Raw genomic sequence first — 25,639 nt, forward strand, 5'->3', positions numbered from 1 at the left:
GGCATTGCGCCGCATGCGCGGCCTACTCGGTGAGTTGCAGCTCACGCCAGACGGGAAAGTCGAACTCCAGTTGCCGGGGCTCGCGAAAGGATCTGCTGCGTCTCCACGGACGCAGGCCGGAAACCCGGACGGGCATCGTCAGAGGCAGGGACGTTTGCCTGCCGGCCAACTCGAACGCCGCACGGCAACGTTGATAGGCGGAGGCCGTCGAGATGAGGAGATGGTCGGCAACCCGCGACATCTTGCGGTCGAAGTGCTCCAGCAAAGTCACATACGCATTGCCCAGGGAGTACTGCCATTCGCTACCACTGGCCGAGCGCGACACCTCCTCGGCGGCGAGCAAGGCCACGAGCGGCTCGTCGCCGGATGCCAGAGAATTCAACAGCGGATGCGGCACGTCGGGTTCGTCGCTGCCGGGCGGGGCATGGTCGAGGCGCACGGCGTAGCGAACGGTCAGCTCCTGATACCTGACCAGCTTCTGATAGAGGTGGGAAAGCAATGTCTGCCTGAAGGCCAGGTCAGAAAAATCCGGCTCAACGCCCTGCCGGCTCGCCAGGGAATCACCCATCTCCCAAGCTTCGCTGCATACATCACCGTACTCGTGCTCGCCTCTTGAATGCCTCGCAATACGCATCAAGTCGACACGGCAATCACGAAGAAACGCGTCGAACGCCTCCATTTCGCCTCCGAAGCAAAACGCACCCGTCTGACCTCCAGATGCGCCTGACGTCGGCTGAAATCGCGCCGTTTTGGCCGGCCCGGTTCAGCGTCCCTTTGCGGGCGCCCTCTCCAGCACCGGCATGGTGCGCTTCATGAAGCCGTCGAACAGCGGCACGGTGAATGCCGTGTCGCCGTGGGCCGGGCTATACACCATGCCTTTTTCGATGAGCTTGGCGCGCACCGGAGCAACGGTGTTGATGCTTCTGCCCAGCATTTCGGCGATGTCACCGGAGCGATGCGGACCAGGCCCGAGTTCGGCCATGGCGCGGATGTAGCGCTTCTCGGCCGGGGTGAGCCGGTCGTAGCGCACGCGGAAAAAACTGGCGTCCAGTTCGGCCAACGCGACTTCGGTGGCGCGCTGCGCATCGGCCAGCCGGATGGGGCTGCGGTCTGCCTGCGCCCATGCGTGCTTGCCCCACTCCTGCAGAAAATAGGGGTAACCCTGCGTGCGCTCGACGATCTCGTCCAGTGCGCCGTCTTCGTATCGCACGCCCTCTTGTTCGGCGGGGACGACCAGCGCCTGGCGCGCAGCATCCGGCGCGAGCGGACCGATCGGCACAAACTCGAACAGACGCTCGGCATACGACTTGGCGCGCCCCATTTGCCCCAGCAGCTGCGGCAGACCCGCCGCAACGAGGGTAACGGGCAATTGTTGCTGGCTGGCGCGATGCAGCGCGGTGATGAGGGCGGCGAGCTGGGCTTCGGGGATGTATTGCAATTCGTCGATGACGAGCACGAGCGCCGTGCCGTGTTCCGCAGCGGAGCGCCCCACGCACACGATCAGGTCAGTAAGGTCGGCTTCGAGGTCGCCGCTGTCGGCCAACCCCGCTTCGGGATCAAGGTCGAGATGAATCTCGATATCGTCGAACTTCAGCCGTGCAGCCTTGAGAAAACCAGCGAGTGCCTGCCAGGCGCGCTTTGCCATGGCCTTGGCCGCTGCACCACGGCTCATGCGGATCAGCCCCGCACGCAAGGCCGGCCCCAGCACTGCGGGCAGTGACCGCGCTTCGGGGGACTCAATGATGACGGTGGTCATTCCCACAACTTCAGCCTGCGTGGCAACGCGCTGCAGCAGCACGGTTTTCCCCACGCCGCGAAGGCCGTAAAGGATCAGGCTGCGCGCAGCACGACCATGGGCAATGCGGTCGAGGGCGATGGACGCCCGCTCGATGATGTCGTCACGCCCCGCCAGTTCGGGCGGTGGCGTGCCCGCACCGGGGGCATAGGGATTCCGTCTGGGGTCCATGCGTATAGCGATGTATCTGCGAGTTATCAGAATTTGATAACAAGCATAACATCGCTATGGATTTATTCCACCGTCACGCTTTTCGCCAGATTGCGCGGCTTGTCCACGTCCGTGCCCTTCACCAGCGCAGCGTGATACGACAGCAGTTGCAGCGGAATGACATGCAATACCGGCGACAACATGCCGTAGTGCTCGGGCATGTGCAGGATGTGCACGCCTTCGGATTCGGGGATTTCGCTGCCGGCGTCGGCGAAGACGTAGAGCTCGCCGCCGCGCGCGCGGACTTCCTGCAGGTTGGATTTGAGCTTTTCGAGCAACTCGTCGGCCGGGGCGACGGCGATGACGGGCATGTCCTTGTCCACCAGCGCCAGCGGGCCGTGCTTGAGTTCGCCGGCGGCGTAGGCCTCGGCGTGGATGTAGGAGATTTCCTTGAGCTTGAGCGCGCCTTCCATGGCGATGGGCCAGTGGCGGCCGCGGCCGAGGAAGAGTGCGTGCTGCTTCATGGCGAAGCGCTTGGCCCACTGCTCGATCTGCGGTTCGAGTTCGAGCACCTTCTGCACGGCCACCGGCAGGTGGCGCAGGCCCGCTAAATGCTGGGCTTCGACTTCTTCCGACAACCGCCCGGCCATGCGCGCCAGCGTGAGCGTGAGCAGGGCGAGCGCGGCGAGCTGCGTGGTGAAGGCCTTGGTGGAGGCGACGCCGATTTCGGGGCCGGCGCGGGTAATGAAGCGCAGCGTGGCTTCACGCACGATGGCGGATTCGGGCACGTTGCAGATGGCCAGCGTGCGCGTCATGCCGAGCAGGCTGGCGTGCTTGAGCGCGGCCAGCGTGTCGGCGGTCTCACCGGATTGCGAGATGGCGATGACCAGCGTTGCCGGATCGGGCACCGAACTGCGGTAGCGGTATTCGCTGGCGATCTCGACCGTGCACGGGATGCCGGCGATGGATTCGAGCCAATAGCGCGCCACCAGGCCCGAGTGGTAGCTGGTGCCGCAAGCCAGGATCAACACCTGGCGCACACCACCGAGCACCGCCGGGCCATCGGCGCCGAACAGCTGCGGCGCGGGCGAGGCACCGCCGCCGATGATTTCCAGCGTGTTGGCCAGCGCCTGCGGCTGCTCGAAGATTTCCTTCTGCATGTAGTGGCGATAGACGCCCAGCTCGACGGCGTCGGCCGACAGGCTGGAGACATGCGTGGCGCGCTCGACCCGCTGGCCGGCGCTGTCGGTGATGCGCACGGCGTCGCGCGTGAGTTCGGCGATGTCGCCGTCTTCGAGATAGACGATGTTGCGCGTGACCTGCAGCAGCGCCGCGGTGTCGGAGGCGGCATACATGCCGTCTTCGCCGATACCCAGCAGCAGCGGCGAGCCGCGGCGTGCAACCACCGCACGCTCGGGCTCGGACTCATACAGCACGCCGATGGCGTAGGCGCCGAGCAGCTCCAGAGTGGCCAGACGCACGGCCTCGAACAGGCTGCCGGCGCTCTTGAGCTTGCTGTGCACGAGGTGGGCGATGGCCTCGGTGTCGGTCTCGGACTCGAACACGTAGCCGGCGGCGGTGAGGCGCTCGCGGATGGATTCGAAGTTTTCGATGATGCCGTTGTGCACCACCGCCAGACCACCCGACACATGCGGGTGAGCGTTGCGCTCCGAAGGTGCCCCATGTGTAGCCCAGCGCGTATGGGCGATGCCGACCGGCGCGGCTACGTTCTTCGAGGCATCGGCGAGCTCGGCCACCCGGCCGGTGGAGCGCACGCGGCGCAGGCCGCCGTTGAGCACGGCCAGTCCGGCCGAGTCATAGCCCCGGTACTCAAGCTTGCGCAGGCCTTCGATGAGAACAGGTACGACATCGCGGCTGGCGACGGCGGTAACGATGCCGCACATGGGGGTGATCTCCGGATCAGATGGTTTTCTTGACGGGGCGTTTCCAGCGCACGCTGGTCTGCTTCACACGCGACACGGTGAGCTGGTCGGCCGGCGCGTCGCGCGTGAGCGTGGTGCCGGCGCCCACGGTGGCGCCGCGGCCGACGCGCACCGGCGCCACGAGCTGCACGTCGGAGCCGACGAAGGCCTCGTCCTCGATGATGGTGCGGTGCTTGTTGGCGCCGTCGTAATTGCAGGTGATCACGCCGGCGCCGATATTCACACCGGCACCGACGTCGGCATCGCCGACATAGGCCAGGTGGTTGGCCTTGCTGCCAGCGCCGATGTGGCTGTTCTTGACCTCGACGAAGTTGCCCAGATGCACGTCGTCACCCAGCACGGTGCCGGGGCGAGTGCGGGCATAGGGGCCAATCACGCAGGCTTCGCCGGTGGTGGTGGATTCGATGTGCGAGAACGGCGCAATGCGCGTGCCGGCGCCGATCACGGCATCGCGCAGCACGCAGTTGGCACCAATCTTGACGCCGTCGCCCAGCACCACGCGGCCTTCGAACACGCAATTGACGTCGATCTCGACATCCGCGCCGCAGGCCAGGCGGCCGCGCACGTCGATGCGTGCCGGGTCGATCAACGTCACACCGGCGTCGAGCAAGGCGTTGGCCTTGTTGAGCTGCAGCGTGCGCTCGAGCGCGGCCAGCTGGCGCCGGTCATTCACGCCCAGCGTTTCCCAGTCGGCGGCAGGCGCGGCGGTGACGACTTCCACCTCGTCGGCCACAGCCAGGCCGACGATGTCCGTGAGGTAATACTCTTTCTGCGCGTTGTCGTTGCCGATGCGGTCCAGCCAGTCGCTCAACCGCACCGTCGGCGCAGCGAGAATGCCGGTGTTGACCTCGTGGATATTGCGTTCGAGCTCGGTCGCGTCCTTGTGCTCAACGATGCGCTGCACGCGGCCCAGCGCATCGCGCACGATGCGGCCGTAGCCGGTCGGGTTCTGCATGGGGAGGGTCAGCAAGGCGAGGCGGTCGTCATGGGCAGCGTCGACCAGCCGCGCCAGCGTATCGCGCGAAATCAGCGGCACGTCGCCGTACAGCACCAGCGTGACGCCGTCCGGCGACAACTCAGGCAGTGCCTGCTGCACCGCATGACCGGTGCCCAGCTGCGGACTCTGCATCGCCCAGCGCAGGCCGGGCGCATCGAGTGCCGCGCGCACGTCGTCCGCGCCGTGGCCGACTACCACGCAGATGCGCGCAGCATCAAGCGCACGAGCGGTATCGAGCACATGCGACAACAGCGGCCGGCCAGCCAGCGGCTGCAGCACCTTGGGCCGATGGGAACGCATGCGCGTGCCTTTGCCCGCAGCGAGAATCACGACATCCATGAACACTCCGCAAATGCCCGGAAACGGCGGGAATTCTAGCATGCGGGGCGAATGCGGCCGGTACGGTGGAAGGGTAACGAATTGGCGCAGAGCGCCGATCTTGCGCTGCATCAGAAACGGCAACGACCGCGCACGTACAATCGAGACAAGCCTCCACAGGACGCCAGCCCATGCACACGCCTGCTCCGCGCTTCATCGAGAACCGGACCTTCGACGAAATTGCTGTCGGCGACCACGCCGAATTGTCGCGCACGCTGCGACCGCAGGACATCCAGCTCTTCGCCGTGATGTCGGGCGACGTGAATCCGACCCACGTTGACACCGAATACGCGCGCTCCGGCCAGTTCCGCCAGATCGTCGGGCACAGCATGTGGGGCAGTTCGCTGATCTCGGCGGTGCTCGGCACCCAGTTCCCCGGCCCCGGCACCGTGTATATCGCGCAAAACCTGCGTTTCGTGCATCCGGTGGTGATCGGCGACACGCTCACCGTGCATTTGACCTGCCGCGAGAAATTCCCGCGCAACCACCACATCGTGTTCGATTGCCGCGCGCTCAATCAGGACGGCAGCGTCGTCATCGAGGGCGATGTCGAGGTCGCCGCACCGACCGAGAAGATCCGCCGCGCCCGAATCGACCTGCCCGAGGTCAGCTTCTCGTCCGACCGCGACGCGCGCTACCGCTTGCTGCTGTCCATCACCGAAGGCCTGCCGCCGGTGACGCTGGCCGTCGCCCACCCCTGCGACGCCGAATCGCTCGGCGGTGCGATGCTGGCGAGGCAATCCGGCATCGCGCTGCCGATTCTGGTCGGGCCGGAGTGGCGCATTCGTGCGGTCGCAGACGAGAACGACATTGATCTTGATGGCGTCGAGATCGTCGACGTCGAGCACAGCCACGCCGCGGCCGAGAAGGCCGTCGAGCTGTGCCGCGAGGGCCGCTGTGAAGCCATGATGAAAGGCTCGCTGCACAGCGACGAACTGCTCGCCGCCGTCGTGGACAAGACCACTGGCCTGCGCACGGGCCGGCGCATGAGCCACGTTTTTGTGGCCGACGTGCCGACCTATCCGCACCCGCTGATGATCACCGACGCGGCGATCAACATCGAGCCCTCGCTGGAAGACAAGGCCGACATCGTGCGCAACGCCATCGACCTGGCCCACGCCATGGGGCTGGCGCAACCCAAGGTGGCGATCCTGTCGGCGGTCGAGACCGTCACGCCCAAGCTGAAGTCCACGATCGACGCCGCCTGCCTGTGCAAGATGGCCGACCGCGGCCAGATCACAGGCGGCTTGCTCGACGGCCCGCTGGCCTTCGACAACGCCGTGTCGCTGGTGGCCGCCAAGACCAAGGGCATCGTCTCGGCCGTGGCCGGTCAGGCCGACATCCTGGTGGTGCCGGACATCGAATCCGGCAACATGGTCGCCAAGCAGCTCGAATACCTCGCCAACGCGCTGCTGTCGGGCATCGTGCTCGGCGCGCGAGTGCCCATCGTGCTCACCAGCCGCGCTGACGATGCCCAGGCCCGCACTGCCTCGTGCGCCATCGCGCAGTTGCTCGCGCATCGCAAGCGCAACGCGACAAAGCCATGAAAGCCCTGCTCGTTCTCAACGCCGGCTCCAGCAGCCTCAAGTTCGGCGTGTTTCCGGCCGAGGGCGGCTCGGCGATGCTGGCCGGGCAGATCGACGCCATCAGCATCGCGCCGCGCCTGCTCGCGCGCAAGGGCGAAGCGCGGTTTGACGAGACCCTGCCCGAAGTCGCCGGCCACGCCTGCGCGCACGAGGAAGCGCTGGCCTGGCTGCTGGACTGGCTGGACGCACACCTCGCCGGACTGGAACTGGTGGCCGCCGGCCACCGCGTGGTGCATGGCGGCAGCCGTTTCTCACAACCCGTGCGCGTCGACGACACCGTATTGACCGAGCTGGAGGCGCTGATTCCGCTCGCCCCGCTGCACCAGCCGCACAACCTGCGCGGCATGCGTGCGCTGGCCGCGCAGTTGCCCGACCTGCCGCAGGTGGCGTGCTTCGACACGGCCTTCCATTACACGCAGGACGCGCGTGCCACCGCCTTCGCACTGCCGCGCGCGCTCCGCGACGAAGGCCTGCGCCGGTATGGCTTTCACGGCCTGTCCTACGACTACATCGCCACGCAGTTGCCGGCCGTGCTCGGCAAACACGCCGAGGGGCGCGTGGTCGTCGCGCATCTGGGCGCCGGCGCCTCGCTGTGCGGCATGCTCGCGCGCCGCAGCCTCGCCACCACAATGGGCTTCACTGCGCTCGACGGCCTGATGATGGCCACCCGCACGGGCAGCCTCGACCCCGGCGTGCTGTTGTATCTGATGGACCACAAGGGCATGGATGTGGCGCAGCTCAACAAGCTGCTGTACCACCAGTCGGGCCTGCTCGGCGTATCGGGCATTTCGGCCGACATGCGGGTGCTGCTCGACAGCGATGCGCCGGCCGCAACGGAAGCCGTGGAGCTGTATTGCTATCGGGCGGCGCGCGAAATCGGTTCGATGATGAGCGCGCTGGGCGGGCTGGATGCCATCGTGTTCACCGCCGGCATCGGCGAGCACTCGGCCCCGGTACGGGAGCGCATCTGCGCGCTGGTGGGCTGGGCCGGCGTCACGCTGGATGCGGCCCGCAACGCGGCGCACGCCAGGCGCATCGAAGCGAACGGCTCAAGCGTTGCCGTGGCGGTGGTGCAGACCGACGAGGAAGGCATGATTGCGCGCTACACGCGGGAACTGCTCGCGTGAGGAATCGTAGGGCGGATCAGCGCAGCGTAATCCGCCGGATGTGAGCCGCATGCGGCGCAATGCGCTGCGCTTGTTGCGCCCTGCGAAAATCCGCGACATCCGACGCATGCGAGGCTCACCCGCTACAATCACGCCTTGCACTGCACAAAGAGCCCGCCGTGACCGCCACCACTCCACGCCCTTTCCTTCTTGCCATCAACGGCTACGGCCGTATCGGCCGCTGCTTTCTGCGCGCGCTGGTCGAGGCCGGGCTGAAGGATGAGTTGCAGGTGGTCGCCATCAACGAGCCGGCGGACTTTCGCGGCATCGTCTATCTGACCCGTTTCGATTCCACGCACGGCCGCTTTCCGGGCAAGGTTGAAGCCGGCGACGGCACGCTGGTTATCGACGGTTGCGACATTGCGGTGACGCATGCCTCCACGCCGGAGGAAGTGGACTGGCGCACCATCGACCTGCTGGTGGAATGCTCGGGCCAGTACGGCAGCCGCGCGCAACTCACGCGCTTTCTCGACGCCGGCTGTACTCGCGTGCTGGTGTCGCACCCGGCCAACAGCGCTGAGGACGTGGACGCCACCATCGTTTATGGCTGCAACGAGGGCGTGCTCTCCGGCGTCGAGCGCATCGTGTCGAACGCCTCGTGCACGACGAACGCCGTGGTGCCGGTGCTCGACATCGTGCAGCGCGCGCTGGGCATCGAGCAGGTGCTGCTGACCACGCTGCACGCAGCCATGAACGACCAGCCGCTGATCGACGGCTATCACCACAGCGACCTGCGCCGCACGCGCTCGGCGATGCAGTCGATCATTCCGGTGTCGACCGGGCTGGCACGCGGCGTCGAACGCCTGCTGCCGGCGCTCGCGGGCCGCGTGCAGGCCAAGGCCATCCGCGTGCCGACGCACAACGTGTCGGCCATCGATCTGGTCATCGAGACCGAGCGCAGCGTCAGCGTGGAAGAAATCAACGCGCTGCTGCGCGCCGCCGCCGAGGGCCCCCAGTCCGGACGCATGGCCTACTCGGAAGACCCGCACGCCTCGATCGACTTCAACCACGACGGCCATTCGGCCATTGTCGACGGCAGCCAGACTCGCGTGATGGGCGGCCGCATGGTCAATCTGCTGGTGTGGTTCGACAACGAATGGGGCTTTGCCAACCGCATGGTCGACGTCGCCCGCCACTGGCTGGCGCGCTGACGGGAACACACAGCGCCGGGCGCCGTCGAAGCGAACTCTCTTCACAGCACGGATACCCGCATGAGCGACAAGACCTGGACCCCGCCGCGCGTCTGGAAATGGGAAACCCCCAACGGCGGCGAATTCGCCCACATCAATCGCCCGGTGGCTGGCGCCACGCATGAGCAGGCTCTGCCGCTCGGCCGTCACCCGCTGCAGCTCTACTCGCTGGCCACGCCCAACGGCGTCAAGGTCACCGTGATGCTGGAAGAACTGCTCGCGCGCGGCCACGCCGGCGCCGAATACGACGCCCACCTCATCCGCATCACCAAGGGCGAGCAGTTCGGCAGCGGCTTTGTCGAACTCAACCCCAACTCCAAGATCCCGGTGCTGCTCGACCGCAGCATGGACCCGCCGCTGCGCGTGTTCGAATCGGGTTCGATCCTGCTGTATCTGGCCGACAAGTTCGGTGAGTTCATACCGAAAAACATCGCCGGCCGCACGGAATGCCTGTCCTGGCTGTTCTGGCAGATGGGCAGCGCGCCCATCCTCGGCGGCGGCTTCGGCCACTTCTACGCCTACGCGCCGGAGAAGTACGAGTACCCGATCAACCGCTACACCATGGAGGTCAAGCGCCAGCTCGACGTGCTCGATCGACGCCTGGCCGAGACCGAATACGTGGCCGGCGCCGACTACACCATCGCCGACGTGGCGATCTGGCCCTGGTACGGCGTGCTGGTGCGCAACGAAGTGTATGGCGCGGCCGAGTTCCTGGATGCCGCCAGCTACACGAACGTGCAGCGCTGGGCCGAAGCCATTGCGCAGCGCCCGTCGGTACAGCGCGGACAGATGGTCAATCGGACCTGGGGGGCGCCGGAGAAGCAGTTACCCGAACGTCACGACGCCAGCGACTTCGAACTGCGCACCGGCGACAAACTGCCGCGCGACTGAAACGCCCGGATGCGCGGCGGCGCGGCCTTTCGCGCACCGCGACACAGCTGCTCGGGCTAAGATCGCGCATCCCTACCCCGCGAGGAGCGCGCCATGAGCGACCCCACCCCGTCCGCCCCGCATCGCTGGCGCTTCTTCCGCGTCGGCGGTTTCGACCAGGTCCGCATCGAGACCGCCGACGATCTGTGCAACCTCGCCAACCTCGACCAGAAACTGTGGTCGGCGCTGGCCTGCCCGACCTCCGAACTCGAATTCGACACGCGCACGCTGTCGCTGATCGATCTGGACAGCGACGGCCAGATCCGCCAGCCGGAGATCCTCGCTGCGGTGGCCTGGGTGTGCCGCGTGCTCAAGACGCCCGACATCGTGTTCGAGAACGGCGACAGCGTGCCGCTGGCCGCGCTCAACGACGCTGACGAGGAAGGCGCGAAATTGCTCGCCGCCGCCCGCGACGTGCTGGGCATTCTCGGCAAGCCCGAAGCCGACGCCATCTCGCTTGCGGACGTGGCCGACAAAACCCGCCTGTTTTCGGCCAATCATTTCAACGGCGACGGAGTGGTGCCGGCCGAACTGGCTGGCGACGACGCGCTCGCAGCGGCGATCCAGCTGATTCTCGACACCGTCGGGGGCGGCACCGACCACAGCGGTCGGCCGGGCATCGACGCGGCCAGCCTCGCCGCCTTCTTCGAGCAGGCGCAACACGTATCCGACTGGCACCAGGCGGCTGAGGACAATGCCGCCGAAGTGCTGCCGCTGGGCGCTGCGACCGCCCCCGCGGCCGAGCTGTTCGACGCCTTGCGGGCGCGCATCGACGACTACTTCACGCGCTGTCGGCTGGCCGCCTTCGATGAGCGCGCCACCACGGCCCTGAACCCGGCCGACACCTTCTACAACGAGCTGGGCGTGCACGCCTTGAGCGCCTCCAATGTCGAGATCGCCTCACTGCCGCTGGCGCTTTGCGCAGCCGGCAAGCCGCTGCCGCTCAGCGGCGGACTGAACCCTGCCTGGGCGGGGCGCATCGCCGAACTGCGCGACGCCGTCATCACCCCGGTGCTGGGCGCGCGCGAGACGCTGTCGGAAGCCGACTGGAACGATCTGTCTGCACGCTTTGCAGCCTATCGCGGCTGGCTGGCTGGCAAGCCGGATTCGCCGCTGGCCGTCGTCGATGTTGCACAACTGCGAGCCTTGCTGGCTGATGACACCCATGCGCGCCTGGCGCAGCTGATCGCCGATGACGTCGCCGCCGACGCGGCTGCCGGCCCCATTGATGCGCTCGAGCGCCTCACGCGCTATCGCCGCGATCTGGTGACCTTGTTGCGCAACTTCGTGAACCTCGCCGATTTCTACAACGACGAGAAAAAGGCCATCTTCCAGGCCGGCACGCTGTACGTGGACCAACGCAGCTGCGAACTGGTGCTGTCGGTGAGGGACATGGCCAAACACGCCAAGCTCGCGCCACTGTCCAACGTCTACCTGCTGTATTGCACTTGCACGCGCAAGGGCGAAGCGCCGATCACCATCGCCGCCGCCATGACCGGCGGCGACGCGGACGAGATGATGGTGCCGGGCCGCAACGGCGTGTTCTATGACCGCGAAGGGCGCGACTGGAGCGCCAGCGTGGTGAAAGTAGTGGAGGCCCCGATCAGCGTGCGCCAGGCCTTCTGGTCGCCGTACAAGCGCGTCGCGCGCATGATCAGTGAGCAGCTCGAAAAGTTCGCTGCGTCGCGCGACAAGGCGGTGGAAGCCAGGGCGCAAACCGGCATCACCGATTCCGTCACCAAGACCGGAGCGGGCACGCCGCCGGTCGCCACGCAGGCCTTCGACATCGCCAAGTTCGCCGGCATCTTCGCCGCCATCGGGCTGGCCATCGGCGCTATCGGCACCGCACTGGCAGCGGTCGTCAGCGGCCTGCTGATGCTGCCGCTGTGGCAATTGCCGGTGGTCTTTGCCGCCGTGATGCTGATCATCTCCGGCCCGTCGATGATGCTGGCCGCGCTCAAGCTTCGTAACCGCAATCTCGGGCCGCTGCTCGACGCCAATGGCTGGGCCGTGAACGTGCGGGCGCGCATCAACATTCCGTTCGGCGGCTCGCTCACCGGCATTCCGAAACTGCCGCCGGGCGCCTCGCGCTCGCTCGACGATCCCTTCGCCGACAAGCCCCGCACGTGGCCGTGGTGGCTGGCGCTCATCCTCATCGTGATCGCCGTGGTAACGCTGTGGCAAAAGGGCTTCATCGGCAGCTGATGCTCACGCGGGGTGCGTCAGATCACCGGCGCCCCCGCCCGCCAAGGCCCCCGAAACGGGCCGGACAGAAACAATTTGCGGGCACACAGCCTCATCAAGCTCGTCCAGACCCTGTACGGTACGCACACCCGACTCACGCTGCGGAAGCTGATTTGAACTCCAGCAACACCGGACTCCCCCTCGTACTGGCCGGCCCGATCCTGCGCCGGCTCGAAGCGCGGCGCATCGTGCTGTGGCTGGCCACCAGCCGGCTCACCCGCCTGCGCGTCACCCTCGATCACGGCACGGGGCCGAAGGAGCACCTGCTTGAACCCGGCACGCCCGCCTGCCGTCACTTTCAGGCAGGCGAGCGGCTGCACTACCTGATGGTGGAGCTGCGGCTGGAAGAAGATCTGCCGACGCAGCAATGGGTTTCGTGGAGCCCGGCATTACAAGCCGTCGAAGCCGAAGACTCGGCGTGGCTGGAATGGCGCGAATGGGCGCCCGACCTGTGCTACCCGGGGCGCGATACGCCCGGTTTCGTATTCGCCCCGCAGGTCGGCGCCTTGCTGCATGGCTCTTGCCGCAAACCGCATTTCGACGGCGATGACGGCCTCGCCGAGGCCGACCGACTGCTCGCCCGGCATATTGCCGCCGACGCCCCTTTGGCGCGCACCGACGGCGACATGACGGCATGGCCGTCGGCACTGGTGCTGAGTGGCGATCAGGTGTACGCCGACGACGTGGCGGGCCCGATGCTACGCGCCATCCATTCGCTCATCGGGCGGCTCGGCCTGCCGGTCGAGGAACTCGAAGGGACGGAAGAATGCGGTGTGGCCAATTCGGACGAGCTCTACGCCCACCCGGCCGGCTACTACCAGCGCGAAACCCTGCTGCCGCAGCGCAAGAAGGGCAACCTGAAGCTGGTCGAGATCCTTTTCGGCGGCGTCGAGAAGCCGGTATTCACCACCGACAGCGCACACAACCACCTGATCACCCTGGGCGAAGTGCTGGCCATGTATCTGCTGTCGTGGTCGCCCGCCTGCTGGGACGGGCTCGACCTCACGCCACCCGCCACACTGGACGCAGAATCACGCGAGCTGTACGAGACGGAGCGGGCGCTGCTCGAAGGCTTCATCAACGCCCTGCCCGCCGTAAGGCGGTTGTTTGCCCATCTGCCGGTGGCGATGATCTTCGATGACCACGACGTTACCGACGACTGGAACCTCTCGCGCGAGTGGGAAGAAGTTGCCTACGGCCACCCCTTTTCGCGGCGCGTGCTGGGCAATGCTGTCGTCGGCTATCTGCTCAACCAGGGCTGGGGCAACCGCCCGGAGGCATTCGACGACGAGCTGTTCGGCTGCGTAGCCGACACGCTGAGCAAGCCAGGCAGCGATGCGCACAATGACTGCATCCAGCGCCTGTTCGCGTTTCGCGAGTGGCACTACGTGTGGCCGACCACCCCGCCACTGGTCGTGATCGACACACGCACGCACCGCTGGCGCTCCGAATCCGCCCCCCGCAAGCCCTCCGGGCTGATGGACTGGGAAGCCCTGACCGACCTGCAGTACCAACTGCGCGACCACCCCGCCGTGCTGCTGGTGTCCTCCGCGCCGATCTTCGGCGTGAAACTGATCGAAGCCCTGCAACGCATCGTCACCTGGTTCGGTCACCCGCTCACCGTCGACGCCGAGAACTGGATGGCCCACCGCGGTGCCGCCCACACCGTGCTCAACATTTTCCGCCACCCGAAAACACCGCAAACCTTCGTCGTGCTGTCTGGCGATGTGCACTATTCCTTTGTGTATGACGTGGAACTGCGCGGGCGCGGACGCGGCCCGGACATCTGGCAGATCTGCAGCAGCGGCCTGCGCAACACCTTCCCCGAGAAGCTGCTCGACACGCTCGACCGCGCCAACCGCTGGCTGTATTCACCACGCTCGCCGCTGAACCTGTTCACGCGCCGCCGCCGCATGCGCGTGATCCCGCGCAAGCCGGAAGGCGCGCCATCCGGCCGACGGCTGCTCAACGGCGTGGGCGTGGGGCTGGTTGAAATCGACGACGCCGGCGTGCCCTGGCGTATCCGCCAGCTGCTCACCGATGGCCGGGCGATCGAGTTCACGCGACGGGAAAAAGAGGCGGACTGGAGCGAGCGCTAGACGGGGCATCATCGACGCAACACGGCGCCTATACTCCAGCAACCGGCCGCTTGGCAGGCCTGCTGGAGAAGCGCATGGCACTGGCGCAGGGCATCCGCAAACATGGCTTCCGCAAGTGGCATGAGCGCCAGCTGCTGATCGGCCATGGCTGGCTGGCCGTCACATTGCTCGCCGCCGTGATGGCCTTTGCCTCGCTCGAATCCATGATCAACGCGGAGTCACTGACTCACCGTCTGGCCAACCTCGCGGCCTTCGCCATTCTCGGCGGCATCACCATCATCAGCCTGCAGCGCTTCCTCACGCATCTGACCCGCGCTCAGCGCGCCGGCACTCAGGCCCGCTGCACGCGCTGCGACACCTTCGGTCGCCTCGAAGCACTCACGGAAGACCCGCAGGGCAAATGGGTACGTGTGCGCTGCCGGCAATGCGGGCACGAGTGGCCGATGGATGAGCCCTGAGGCGGCTCGCCCGGTTGCCCAGCATTGACTGCAGCGGGGGGCTTCAGCCCAGCGGCAGGATCACCGCTTCGCGGTCCAGCGTCAGCTCGTCGCAGTTGTGCCCCGGACCGGCGCGATCGACGATCAGGAAGTCACTCACGCCTTCAAGCGCCAACAGCGGGTGATGCCACACGCCCGGAGCGTAGTTCACCCCCTGCGCGGCGGTGGCCAGAAAGGTCTGCAGTTCGGCCGCTTTTGGTGCGTCGGACGGCGGCGCAACCACCACCAGATACGGCCGGCCCGACATCGGCACAAAGGCCTGCGAGCCCAGCGGGTGGCGCTCCATCATGGTGATGCGGAACGGCAGCTCACGCGGCTCGCCGCGAAAGATGCTGATGATGGCGCGGCCCTCGGGCCCGGTGTCGACCTTGGCAAGATCGTGATAACGCTCGGTGTTGCCGGCGTTGATCGGGTAATGCATCACGTCATCACTGACCTCGATGACGTCGCCGAACGGCGCAAAAGCCTCGCGCGTGAGCGGGCGGACGGTGAGGATCAGCGGCTGTTCGGGGGCGTTCATCGGGCAATTCCGGAAAACGGGGTGGAGTCGGAGGCGCTAGCTTGCCATGGATGGCGCTCGATCCAGTGGCGTGCTATGTCGATGCGGCGGCTGACCCAAACGCGGTCGTGGCCCTCGATGTGGTCGAGGAATCGCTGCAGCGCACGGAAGCGGCCGGGGCGGCCGATCAAGCGGCAGTGCAGCCCCACGCTCATCATTGCCGGCCGTTCATCGCCCTCGGCGTACAGCACGTCGAAGGCATCGCGCAGATACTCGAAGAACTCATCACCATGCGAGAAACCCTGCGGCATCGCAAAGCGCATGTCGTTGGCGTCCAGCGTGTAGGGCACGATCAGATGCGGCACAACGCTGCCGTCGCTTTTGGTCACCGTGGTCCACAACGGCAAGTCGTCGCCGTAGTAATCGGAGTCGTACACAAAGCCGCCATGCTCGGCGACCAGACGCCGCGTGTTGGGCGAATCACGGCCGGTGTACCAGCCAAGCGGCGCGGTGCCGGTCGTGCGCTGGATGGCTTCGATAGCCAGCCGCATGTGTTCACGCTCAACATCCTCCGGCACATTCTGGTAGAGGATCCAGCGCCAGCCGTGGCTCGCAATCTCATGCCCGAGTTCGGCAAACGCGGCGGCCACTTCGGGATGGCGCTGCAAGGCCATGCCAACGCCGAACACCGTCAGCGGCAGACCGCGTTTTTCGAACTCGCGCAGGACGCGCCACACACCGGCACGCGAGCCGTATTCGTAGATCGACTCCATGGTCAGATGCCGCTCGGGAAACGCCGGCGGATTGAACAGCTCGGACAGGAACTGCTCGCTGCCGGCGTCGCCGTGCAACACGCAGTTCTCGCCCCCTTCCTCGTAGTTGAGCACGAACTGCACCGCCACCCGCGCGCCGCCCGGCCAGTCGGCATGCGGCGGATTGCGGCCGTAGCCAACGAGGTCACGGGGGTAGGTCTTGGTGTTGTTCATGTTGATCGTTCCGGAGTTACAGACGTCCGCCCCTGCAACACCGGGGCGGACAGGACGCGATGTTCAGTTGTCGAGAAAACGCTTGCTCACGGACCAGTGGTTCATCAGCAGATAGTAGATCAGGCCGGCGGGGATCAGGCTCGCGTACCACGACACCGCAGAGAAGCTCAGGGCCACGACGGCGCCGATCAGCGAGGCGATGATACCGGCGTAGTTCACGCCCCGGTACGGCCCGTTCTCGTCGTACAGCTTCGACAGTGAGAGCGTGCGGCGACGGATGATGTAGTAGTCCACCACCAGCACCGCGAAGATCGGCCCGAGGAAGGCGGAGTAGGTCTGCACGAAGATCTGCAGCCCGGCCGCGGATTCATCCTTGACCAGCTCCCACGGAAAGGTGCCGAACGCCAGCAGACCGACGATGACCGCCGCCCAGCGGAACGGCAGCTTGAAGACGTCCATCAGGATGTAGGTCGGCGGTACGACGTTGTTCAACACGTTGGTCGTGACCTGGGCGAAGGCGATGAACAGCAGCGTGATGACGAGCAGCGGGGTGTTGTCGACCGCGCTGGCGAACACCTTGATCGGATCGGAGACGCCCGTCGCGCCTGAAACCATCAGCCCGATCAGGCCCATGAACAGCGTGCAGGGCAGAATGGACATCGAGTAGATCGTGGTCAGCAGCCTCGGTCGGACGCCGTGGTGCAGTTCGCGCGAGTAGTCGCTGACGTTGAGCATCATCGTGCTGTAGATGCCGAGGAACAGCATCGTCGCGCCCCAGAACGGCAGGCCCCAGGTGCCCTCGATGTTGATGAGGTTGGTGGTGATTTCGTCGCCGTACTTATTGATCACGCTGAAGAACATGTAGGTCAGCGACAGCAGGATGAAGCCGCTGCCGATGTTCTCGAGCCACTTGATGCCCTGGAAACCGAGCACCGACAAGGCGATCTGCGCGAACTGGAACACGACGAAATAGAAGATCAGGTTGTCGAAACCGAACAGCGTGGCCGACACCGCGTTCAGCGCGCCAGCGCCGATCCAGCTCTGGAAGCCGTACCAGACGATCGCCGGCACGGCCCGCACCAGGCCGGGAAAGCGCGTTCCGGCGAAACCAAACGCGGTGCGCGCCTGGACCATGAAGGGAATGCCGTATTTGTGACCGGCCGCACCGTTGATCGCCAGTGCGATGCCGATCACGAAGCAGCCGATCGCGATCGCGAGCGTTGCCTGCAGCAGGTTGAGCGTGCCGACGATGCTCGAACCCATCGCGAAGGTGCCGATCGACACGCACCCGCCAAACCACGCGAGCAGGTACGACCATTTGTCCATGATGCGGACCTGCTGCGGCTCAAGCGACTCCTCGCCGATTGCCTTGCCTTGGCTGACCTCGCCGGCCGCCCCCGGATCCACTGTCTGATTGACGCTGCTCATGACCTGATTCCTCCGCTGATCGGGCCGACTCGCCCGGTTGGTTACGTGCTTCCCGTATGCCTACTCCATAAATTCCTGCACGGCTCCTGTCCCACATCCAGGTCTCGTGCCCGTTCAAGTCGCATCAACATCAAGAGGGCAGCCTCAGCGTCGTCCGCGGCCACGGCCGCTCCCACGCAGGCACATCAGATCGATCGGCCTCTGTCCTACGTAGCGTTGCCCCAATGTCCGAATTTGCCGTCAAACGCCTTGGCCCGCGGAAAGGCCAGATCGCCGTGTTTGCTGGTCCTGAGGCCCAAGCTGACGAGGGATTCGGCGAGCTTGACGGCCGCCGTCACGCCTTCGACCACCGGCAAGCCGACCGCGTCGGAAATCCGCTCTGTCAGATCGGCCATGCCACCGCAGCCAAGAACAATCGCGCCAATGCCGTCCTCGGCTTTTGCGCGCTGGCACTCCTCGACGATTCGCTGGAAGGCGACATCGCCGTCTTCCTCAAGATCGAGTACCGGAATTTCGGCTGCGCGCACCTTGCGGCAGTGATGCGCGAAACCGTAGGACTGCAGCAGATGCTCGGCGATGATTACGGTGCGCCCCAGCGTGGTCACCACCGAGAAGCGCGTACTGATCAGCGTGGCGAGATGAAAAGCCGCCTCGGCGATGCCGATCACCGGCGCGGCAGTCAGCTCGCGCGCCGCCAATAGCCCGGGGTCGCCAAAGCAGGCGATGATGTAGGCGTCGACACCCTCCTGCTCACCACGCCGGATCTCTTCCAGCACGCCCACCGCCGCGATGGCCTCATCGAAATGCCCCTCGATCGACACCGGCCCGGATTCAGGCTGGCTTGCGCTGATCCGCGTGCCCGGCGCGGCCACGCGCGCAGCCGAAGCGGCCATCGTTTTGGTCATGGACGCCGTGGTGTTGGGGTTGATCACTCGGATATGCATATTCTCACCAGATATTCGAAGAAACTTAAAAACTTCTATACATAACTGTAGACAACGTTAATACATAATCAAACAAACAATCATCGAAAATATTACCTACAATGATCAAAATCGGTAAAACAAGCTGAGTTGCACTGAATTTACTGAAGTTTTTCTGTATACGATCTGCGACAACATCGCACACAACCACGACTAGGAGAGCATTCATGGCCAGCACAACCCCCCGCGCGCCCGTCTTCGCCCCGCCTGCCGAGCTGCCCGACTGGGCCGCCCGATCGACCGATCTGGCCAACCAGCGCCTCGGCGCCAGGGTGCTGTGGACCTCGGACGAATACTTCGGCGCCGCCGAACGCATGCTCTCCCCGACCCCGGCGCAATTCGTGCCCGGAAAGTTCGACGAACACGGCAAATGGATGGATGGCTGGGAAACGCGTCGCAAACGCGTCGCCGGACATGACCAGGCCCTGCTGCGGCTGGGCGTCGCGGGCGAGATTCGTGGTTTCGACGTCGACACCAGTCACTTCCGGGGCAACCACCCGCAAGCGGTATCGATCGATGCATGCGTCTGCGACAGCGATGACGTCGAGGCCCTGCAGGCCGCCGAATGGACCGAGATCCTCCCCGCCGCAGCGCTCGTACAGAACAGCCACCACCTGCTCGAATGCTCCAGCGATGGCGCATGGACCCACCTGCGCGTCCGCATCTACCCGGACGGCGGCGTCGCGCGGCTGCGCGTGTATGGCCGCCCGCGCACCAAGCTCGACCTCTCGGCCGCGTCCAACACGCCCATCGATCTGATCGCCCTGCAGAACGGCGGCCGTCCGGTGGCCTGGAACGACGCCAGCTTCGGCTCCTCGGTGGCAGCCCTGCTGCTGCCCGGCCGCGGCGAGAACATGGGCGATGGCTGGGAAACCCGCCGCCGCCGCGAGCCCGGCAACGACTGGTGCGTGATCGAACTGGGCACTCCAGGGGCGATCGAGCGGATCGAGGTGGATACCGCCTATTTCACGGGCAACTTCCCCGACCGTTGCTCGATCCAGGCGGCCTTCGCTCAGGGTGGCACCGACCAGTCGATCACGACCCAGTCGATTTTCTGGGAGACCCTGCTGCCCGAACAGAAGCTGACTGCCAACGCCATCCATGCCTTCACGGGCGAGATTGCAGCGCTCGGCACGATCTCCCACATCCGCTTCAACATCTACCCGGACGGCGGCGTATCCCGCCTGCGCCTGTGGGGTCGGCCGGCGACGCGCTGAGCCGCGGGCGGGAAGGGGCAACGCGGCGCCGGCTGCGGCGCGCGCATGGCAAGTTGACCGTGGCGTTTCAGACAACGGTGTCGACAATCTTGCCCCTCCCGTTTACAGCACACCGTCCGCCCGCGACAATGCGCGCATTCCACTCCGCCCCGTGATCACCATGCCCGCCACCCGAACGGCCAGAAAAGCAGCAAGCCCGAAGTCCGCTCCCACGCGGCCGGTGATCGACAACCAGCGCATCTACGACCTCACTTTCGATGCCATCGCGCACCGCAAGCTGCCACCCGGCACCAAACTGTCGGAAGAGCGCCTGTGTCGCGTCTTCGGGGTCAGCCGCACACGCTTGCGCGAAGTCTTCTGCCGTCTCGCGCAAGACCGCATCATCACGCTCAAGCCCAACCACGGCGCCTACGTCTCCAGCCCTAGCGCGCGCGAGACCAGTGAGGTCTTCGCCGCGCGGCGCGCCATCGAGACCGCCATCGTCGAACAGCTCGCACGCGGCACCACAGCCGACGCCCTCCAGCGCCTCGACGACCACCTCAAGCTCGAAACCAGCGCCCGCGCCGACAACGACCAGGACGCCCTGACCCGCCTCACCGGCGACTTCCACCTGCTGCTCGCCGAACTGACCGGCAACAGCCTGTTCTACGACATCACGCGCCGCCTGGTCGCGCTGAGCAGCCTCATCATCTGGCTCTACGACTCACCCGACGCCAAGGCCTGCATGGATCACGAGCACCACGACATCATCGAGTGCATCCGCAACGGTGATGTCAGCGGCGCCCGCGAACAGCTCGTGCATCACCTTCAGCACGTCGAGCAATCACTGAAGCTCAATGGTGATGAAGGCGAGCATTTCGACATCGAGTCAGTGTTCGAAGCCATGCTGAAGGGCTGAGCCCTCCACGCCACATCGCCTGGACAGACACACGCCGGCACGGCGGCCGGACTGGCCGCTACTTGCGCTGCGCTTTCCAGTCCGCAGCGACAGTCACCAAACACAACGGCCGCAAGGAAACCCCTGCGGCCGTTCTTCCATGCAGCCGCCCCGACGGCAGCCGACTTCAGGAAATCAGTACTGCTTGTAGGCCAGGTACTTGCCCGACATCACGATCTGCACGCGGTCGCCGTTGGGATCGGGCAGGCGCGAGAGGTCCATCTTGAAGTCGATGGCGGACATGATGCCGTCGCCGAACTCTTCGTGGATCAGCTCCTTGAACGTAGTGCCATACACGCTGACCAGCTCATAGAAGCGGTAGATCAGCGGGTCGGTCGGCACGGCGGTGGGCAGCGAACCCTTGTAAGGCACGACGCACAGCAGCGCGATGGCGGCGTCCGGCAGGTCGAGGATGGCGGCCGCCTTCTTGGCCTGCTCTTCGCTCATCTGCATCTGGCCGAGCAGGGCGGCGGTGGTCCATTCCTTGGACTGGCCGATGGCGTCGGCGATTTCGGCCCAGGTCAGCTTCTTCTGGATGCGTTGGGCGACGACCATTTCGGTGACGTCGTTGCGGGTCATGTACTTGGTGCTGGTGGGGATGTCGCTCAGGTTCATGGTGGTTCTCCTTGCGGGGTCAGTGGGTCAGACTGCGCGGGCCTTTTCGGCCGGTGCGCGGGAAAAATGGGTGGGCAGTTCGACGACTTCGGCGCTCTGGTCGAGGCCGGGACGCACGACGGGCGGGTTCTTCGGGTCGTGGGCAACCAGTGCGTCGCCGGCGTAATCCTTGGAGCGATTCACCAGGAAATCGACGAGATGATTGCGGATGCGGTAGTACTGCGGGTCGTGGTGCATGGTGCTGCGGCTGCGGTCGCGCGGCATCGTGACTTCGACCACTTCAGCGATGCGCGCGAACGGCCCGTTGCTCATCAGCAGGATCTTGTCGGCGAGCAGGATGGCCTCGTCGACGTCGTGCGTGATCATGAACACGGTCTGATGCGTGGCCTGCACGATGGAGAGCAGCTCGTCCTGAATGGTGCCGCGGGTGAGCGCGTCGAGCGCGCCAAAGGGCTCGTCGAGCAGCAACATCTTGGGCTGAATGGCAAAGGCGCGCGCGATGCCCACGCGCTGCTTCATGCCGCCGGAAAGCTCGGCCGGCTTCTTGTGCAGGGCGCCACCGAGACCGACCATTTCGAGGTACTTGGTGCTGTGCTCGGTGACCTGCTTTGCGCTCCAGCCCGGCCAGCGCGAGCGCACGCCGAACTCCACGTTCTTCAGCGTAGAGAGCCACGGCAGCAGGGCATGGCCCTGGAACACCACGCCGCGGTCGAGCGACGGGCCGGATATCTCGCGGCCGTCCATGATGACCACGCCGTCGCTGGCCTCATCGAGGCCAGCCAGCACGTTGAGGATGGTGGTCTTGCCGCAGCCCGAGTGGCCGATGATGCAGGCGAACTCGCCCTTCTCGATGCCGAAGTGAATGTTCTCGAACACGGTCACGCCGGGAAACTGCTTGGCGAGACCTTCAACCTTGAGGAATGTTTGGCTCATATGCTTACTCCCTGTACGTAACGGCGCGAGCCAGACGCGCCAGCGTGAGGTCGAGCAACATGCCGATCAGGCCAATGAACAAAATGGCGCTGATGATGTTGGCGATGGAGAGGTTGTTCCACTCGTTCCACACGAAGTAGCCGATGCCGGTGCCGCCGACGAGCATCTCAGCCGCGACGATGACCAGCCAGGCGATGCCGACCGAGATGCGCATACCGGTCATGATGGTCGGCGCGGCGGCCGGCAGAATCACCTGGAAGGCGGTTCGGATGCGGCTCACTTCAAGCGTGCGCGCGACGTTGACCCAATCCTTGCGCACCGAGGCCACGCCAAAAGCGGTGTTGATCAGCATCGGCCACAGCGAACACACGAAGATCACGAAGATCGCCGAGATGTCCGAATCCTTGATGGTGTAGAGCGCCAGCGGCATCCAGGCTAACGGCGAGATCGGCTTGAGGATCTGGATGAACGGGTCGAGCGCCTTGTACACCAACGGCGACATGCCGATCAGGAACCCCAACGGCACGGCCACCAGCGCTGCCAGCCCGAAGCCGATGGCCACCCGGGCAACCGAATGCGCAAGCTGGATGCCGATGCCCTTGTCGTTGGTGCCGTTGTCGTAGAACGGATCGGAGATGTGACCCCACATCTTTGCAGCGACATCGCCCGGCCCCGGCATGGCCGACTGGCCACCGGTTGCCGCCGCCGCACCAATGAGCGCGGCGTACTCGGGATCGACAATCACTTCGCCGGCCGTCTTCATCGTGGCCAGATGCCACAGGCCGAGGAAGATGCTGAGAAACACCACCGACAGAAATGGCGCGAGCCAGGGACGGGCTTTCATTGCTCAGCTCCTCTTGATGGCGAAGGAATCGACATATTCCTTCGGCTTGCTCGGGTCGAAGGGCTTGCCCATCACCGAGAACAGCTTGGAGGTCGAGGCCGGCGCTTCCATGCCGACTTCCTTCATCAGGCGCGTGGCGTCGGTGGCGAGGAACACCTCTTTGGCGACTTTGGCGTAATCGACGTCGCCCTTGATCTGGCCCCAGCGCTTCATCTGCGTGAGGATCCACACCGCGAAGGACTCGTACGGGAAGGGGTCGAAGTCGATGCGGTTGGGGTCCTTGATGACGTTGCCCAGGCCATCCGCATAGGTACCGGTGAGCACCTGCTCGACCACCGTTACCGGCTGGTTGAGGTAGTTGGTCGGCGCAATCGCCGCGGCAATTTCCTTGCGGTTTTCGGCCTTGCGGGCATAAGCCGTGGCGTCGATGATGGCTTTGAGCAGCGCCTGATAGGTGTTGGGCATCTCGGTGACGAACTTCTTGCTGGCAGCAAAGGCGCAGCACGGGTGGCCGTCCCAGATCTCTTTCGACAGCAGGTGGATAAAGCCCACGCCGTCATACACCGCACGCTGGTTGACCGGGTCGGGCGCGAGGAAGCCGTCGATGTTGCCGGCGCGCAGGTTGGCGACCATTTCCGGCGGCGGGACGGAGCGGATGGTGACGTCGCGATCCGGGTCAATGCCGTGCTCGGCCAGGTAGTAGCGCAGCAGGTAGTTGTGCATCGAGTAGTCGAACGGCACGGCAAAGCGGAAGCCCTTCCAGTCTTTCGGGTCGCGCTTGTCCTTGTGCGCCATCGACAGCGTGATGGCCTGGCCGTTGATGTTTTCCACGGCCGGCATGGTGTAGGGAATGGCGTTGGAGCCCACGCCCATGGAGATCGCCAGCGGCATCGGCGACAGCATGTGGGCGGCGTCGTATTCGCCGGCCAGTGACTTGTCGCGCACCACCGCCCAACCGGCGGTCTTCACCACTTCCACGTCCAAGCCGTACTTGGCGTAGTAGCCGAGCGGGTGCGCCATGATGATGGGCGTGGCGCAGGTGATGGGGATGAAGCCAACCGACAGCTTGGTCTTCTCCAGTGCACCACCGCCGACGGCAAAGGCCTCTTTGGCCATGGCCATCGGGAAGATGCTGGAGATCGCCGCCAGCGCCGTACCGCTGCCGACCGCACGCAGGAACTTGCGACGCAATTCGTCCTGCGGGAACAGCGCCTGCATCACCGCCGTTTCGACCACACGCTCCTGCATCTCGCGGGCCTCGATGGCCACGGAGTGATCGTGCTCGGACTGGCTGTTGTGGCGGCCGCAGCTGCAGCCGCCGCGCTGCAGGCGGACATTCGGGTCGAACGGATTGCGGTAGGCGGACATGGCTGACTCCCTCGTTGGTTTCAGGCGGATGCTTCAGGCGGACGCAAGACGCGCCGACGTTGGCGGCGTTGCGTATTCGATGTCGTGTTCGTACAGCTCGTAGGCGCGGTGGTATTCCATGATTCGCGCCACGTCGTGGATGAAGGCGTCGTCGTAGCCGGCGCGGCGCAGCAGGTGGAAGCCCATCTCCATGCCCGAGCAGATGCCGCCGCCGGTGACGATGCGACCGGCGTCCACCACTCGCGCGCGGCTGATGTGGCAGGCCGGCGCGATCTCGGCCAGGCGGTCGATCGGGGTCTTGCCCATGTGTGAGGCTTCGAGCCGGTCCGGCTCCTTGCGGTTGGTCGCCGGCAGGCCGTCGAGCAGGCCCATCGCGCCGTAGATCCACGAGCCGGTGCACACGCTGGTGATCAGGCAGTGCTCTGGCAGCGCACGCACGAAGTCATGCAGGTTGGTGTTGTGCATTTCCTGGCGCGTGCCGAAGCCGCCGGGGATGAGGAAGGCGTCCATCGCCGGCTTGTCGGCAAAGGAATAATTGGGAATCACCGTGAAGCCGGCCTGGGTCTGCACCGGACGCATGCTCTCGGCGATCAGGAACACATCCAGCTCGGGATCGAGCCGGCGCGCCACCGAGAACACACCGCAGGGCGCGGCGTAATCAACGACCTCGGCGTCCTTGAAGACATACACCCCGAGTCGGAATCCGGCTTTCTTCATTGCGGCGCCCCATGCGGCTTGGTTGACGCCTTGCATCATCCGCATCGGGGCGGGGGCCCGGTATCGCGCTTGTAGTGATTGTCGTGTAGTGCTGTCACTACAACGGAGGGCGTAGGTCGCGTTGCGCCGAAGACGAA

The 25,639-nt window shown here is 65.5% G+C and carries 22 protein-coding genes; 9 read left to right on the forward strand and 13 right to left on the reverse strand.

Going from position 1 to position 25,639, the window contains the following annotated elements; genetic code table 11:
- Positions 1-22: 22 nt before the first annotated feature.
- The 4 genes from AC6H0N_RS03335 to glmU all read right to left on the reverse strand — a co-directional run bounded on the left by AC6H0N_RS03335 (position 23) and on the right by glmU (position 5,224).
- Positions 23-679 (reverse strand): hypothetical protein, encoded by a 657-nt coding sequence (locus AC6H0N_RS03335; RefSeq protein WP_497572635.1) that lies wholly within the window; start codon positions 677-679, stop codon positions 23-25.
- Positions 680-763: 84 nt separating this feature from the next.
- Complete coding sequence (locus AC6H0N_RS03340; protein WP_497572636.1) at positions 764-1,966, reverse strand: DUF8462 domain-containing protein; 1,203 nt, start codon at positions 1,964-1,966, stop codon at positions 764-766.
- A 62-nt stretch (positions 1,967-2,028) separates the two neighbouring features.
- A complete protein-coding gene (gene glmS, locus AC6H0N_RS03345) occupies positions 2,029-3,849 on the reverse strand; it encodes a glutamine--fructose-6-phosphate transaminase (isomerizing) (protein ID WP_497572637.1) in 1,821 nt (606 codons plus the stop codon).
- A 16-nt stretch (positions 3,850-3,865) separates the two neighbouring features.
- Positions 3,866-5,224 (reverse strand): bifunctional UDP-N-acetylglucosamine diphosphorylase/glucosamine-1-phosphate N-acetyltransferase GlmU, encoded by a 1,359-nt coding sequence (gene glmU, locus AC6H0N_RS03350; RefSeq protein ID WP_497572638.1) that lies wholly within the window; start codon positions 5,222-5,224, stop codon positions 3,866-3,868.
- Positions 5,225-5,394: 170 nt separating this feature from the next.
- On the opposite strand from glmU, the gene AC6H0N_RS03355 reads away from it, so the two are divergent.
- From AC6H0N_RS03355 to AC6H0N_RS03385, 7 genes are all read left to right on the forward strand, one after another.
- Positions 5,395-6,810, forward strand: coding sequence for a bifunctional enoyl-CoA hydratase/phosphate acetyltransferase (locus AC6H0N_RS03355; RefSeq protein ID WP_497572639.1), 1,416 nt, complete (start codon positions 5,395-5,397; stop codon positions 6,808-6,810).
- Entirely contained in the window at positions 6,807-7,976 is a 1,170-nt protein-coding gene (locus AC6H0N_RS03360; RefSeq protein WP_497572640.1) for an acetate/propionate family kinase, read from the forward strand. The genes AC6H0N_RS03355 and AC6H0N_RS03360 overlap by 4 nt, the downstream gene beginning before the upstream one ends.
- A gap of 158 nt (positions 7,977-8,134) precedes the next feature.
- The gene (locus tag AC6H0N_RS03365; RefSeq protein WP_497572641.1) at positions 8,135-9,166 is read left to right on the forward strand and encodes a type I glyceraldehyde-3-phosphate dehydrogenase; all 1,032 of its coding nucleotides are present in this window, start codon (positions 8,135-8,137) and stop codon (positions 9,164-9,166) included.
- Positions 9,167-9,226: 60 nt separating this feature from the next.
- Complete coding sequence (yghU, locus tag AC6H0N_RS03370; protein WP_497572642.1) at positions 9,227-10,096, forward strand: glutathione-dependent disulfide-bond oxidoreductase; 870 nt, start codon at positions 9,227-9,229, stop codon at positions 10,094-10,096.
- A gap of 93 nt (positions 10,097-10,189) precedes the next feature.
- On the forward strand, positions 10,190-12,340 hold the full coding sequence (locus tag AC6H0N_RS03375) for a hypothetical protein (protein ID WP_497572643.1): 2,151 nt from the start codon (positions 10,190-10,192) through the stop codon (positions 12,338-12,340).
- A gap of 152 nt (positions 12,341-12,492) precedes the next feature.
- Complete coding sequence (locus AC6H0N_RS03380) at positions 12,493-14,478, forward strand: alkaline phosphatase D family protein (protein ID WP_497572644.1); 1,986 nt, start codon at positions 12,493-12,495, stop codon at positions 14,476-14,478.
- Positions 14,479-14,552: 74 nt separating this feature from the next.
- Positions 14,553-14,936, forward strand: a complete 384-nt coding sequence (locus AC6H0N_RS03385; RefSeq protein ID WP_497572645.1) for a hypothetical protein — start codon at positions 14,553-14,555, stop codon at positions 14,934-14,936.
- A gap of 43 nt (positions 14,937-14,979) precedes the next feature.
- On the opposite strand, the gene AC6H0N_RS03390 is transcribed toward AC6H0N_RS03385, so the two are convergent.
- The 4 genes from AC6H0N_RS03390 to AC6H0N_RS03405 all read right to left on the reverse strand — a co-directional run bounded on the left by AC6H0N_RS03390 (position 14,980) and on the right by AC6H0N_RS03405 (position 18,832).
- Positions 14,980-15,495, reverse strand: a complete 516-nt coding sequence (locus AC6H0N_RS03390) for an ureidoglycolate lyase (protein ID WP_497572646.1) — start codon at positions 15,493-15,495, stop codon at positions 14,980-14,982.
- Positions 15,492-16,460 carry an allantoinase PuuE gene (gene puuE / locus AC6H0N_RS03395; RefSeq protein WP_497572647.1) on the reverse strand — a complete coding sequence of 323 codons (969 nt, stop codon included), beginning with the start codon at positions 16,458-16,460 and terminating at the stop codon, positions 15,492-15,494. The genes AC6H0N_RS03390 and puuE overlap by 4 nt, the downstream gene beginning before the upstream one ends.
- A gap of 63 nt (positions 16,461-16,523) precedes the next feature.
- On the reverse strand, positions 16,524-17,888 hold the full coding sequence (locus AC6H0N_RS03400; protein WP_497572648.1) for an NCS1 family transporter: 1,365 nt from the start codon (positions 17,886-17,888) through the stop codon (positions 16,524-16,526).
- Positions 17,889-18,094: 206 nt separating this feature from the next.
- Entirely contained in the window at positions 18,095-18,832 is a 738-nt protein-coding gene (locus tag AC6H0N_RS03405; protein WP_497572649.1) for an aspartate/glutamate racemase family protein, read from the reverse strand.
- A gap of 206 nt (positions 18,833-19,038) precedes the next feature.
- Between AC6H0N_RS03405 and alc the strand changes: the two genes are divergently transcribed.
- Positions 19,039-20,088, forward strand: coding sequence for an allantoicase (gene alc, locus AC6H0N_RS03410; protein ID WP_497572650.1), 1,050 nt, complete (start codon positions 19,039-19,041; stop codon positions 20,086-20,088).
- Between the two features lie 160 nt (positions 20,089-20,248).
- Complete coding sequence (locus AC6H0N_RS03415; RefSeq protein WP_497572651.1) at positions 20,249-20,986, forward strand: GntR family transcriptional regulator; 738 nt, start codon at positions 20,249-20,251, stop codon at positions 20,984-20,986.
- Between the two features lie 174 nt (positions 20,987-21,160).
- Here the strand turns inward: AC6H0N_RS03415 and cynS are convergent, their stop codons facing one another.
- Genes cynS through AC6H0N_RS03440 form a run of 5 tightly spaced genes read right to left on the reverse strand, consistent with a single transcriptional unit; the run spans position 21,161 to position 25,502 of the window.
- A complete protein-coding gene (gene cynS, locus AC6H0N_RS03420; protein ID WP_497572652.1) occupies positions 21,161-21,640 on the reverse strand; it encodes a cyanase in 480 nt (159 codons plus the stop codon).
- 27 nt (positions 21,641-21,667) lie between these two features.
- Positions 21,668-22,573, reverse strand: a complete 906-nt coding sequence (locus AC6H0N_RS03425) for an ABC transporter ATP-binding protein (RefSeq protein ID WP_497572653.1) — start codon at positions 22,571-22,573, stop codon at positions 21,668-21,670.
- Positions 22,574-22,577: 4 nt separating this feature from the next.
- A complete protein-coding gene (gene ntrB, locus AC6H0N_RS03430) occupies positions 22,578-23,417 on the reverse strand; it encodes a nitrate ABC transporter permease (RefSeq protein WP_497572654.1) in 840 nt (279 codons plus the stop codon).
- Positions 23,418-23,420: 3 nt separating this feature from the next.
- Positions 23,421-24,785, reverse strand: coding sequence for a CmpA/NrtA family ABC transporter substrate-binding protein (locus AC6H0N_RS03435; protein ID WP_497572655.1), 1,365 nt, complete (start codon positions 24,783-24,785; stop codon positions 23,421-23,423).
- A 33-nt stretch (positions 24,786-24,818) separates the two neighbouring features.
- Entirely contained in the window at positions 24,819-25,502 is a 684-nt protein-coding gene (locus AC6H0N_RS03440) for a DJ-1/PfpI family protein (RefSeq protein ID WP_497572656.1), read from the reverse strand.
- Positions 25,503-25,639 lie beyond the last annotated feature (137 nt).

The organism is Pseudazoarcus sp. NS34 (genome assembly GCF_059703725.1).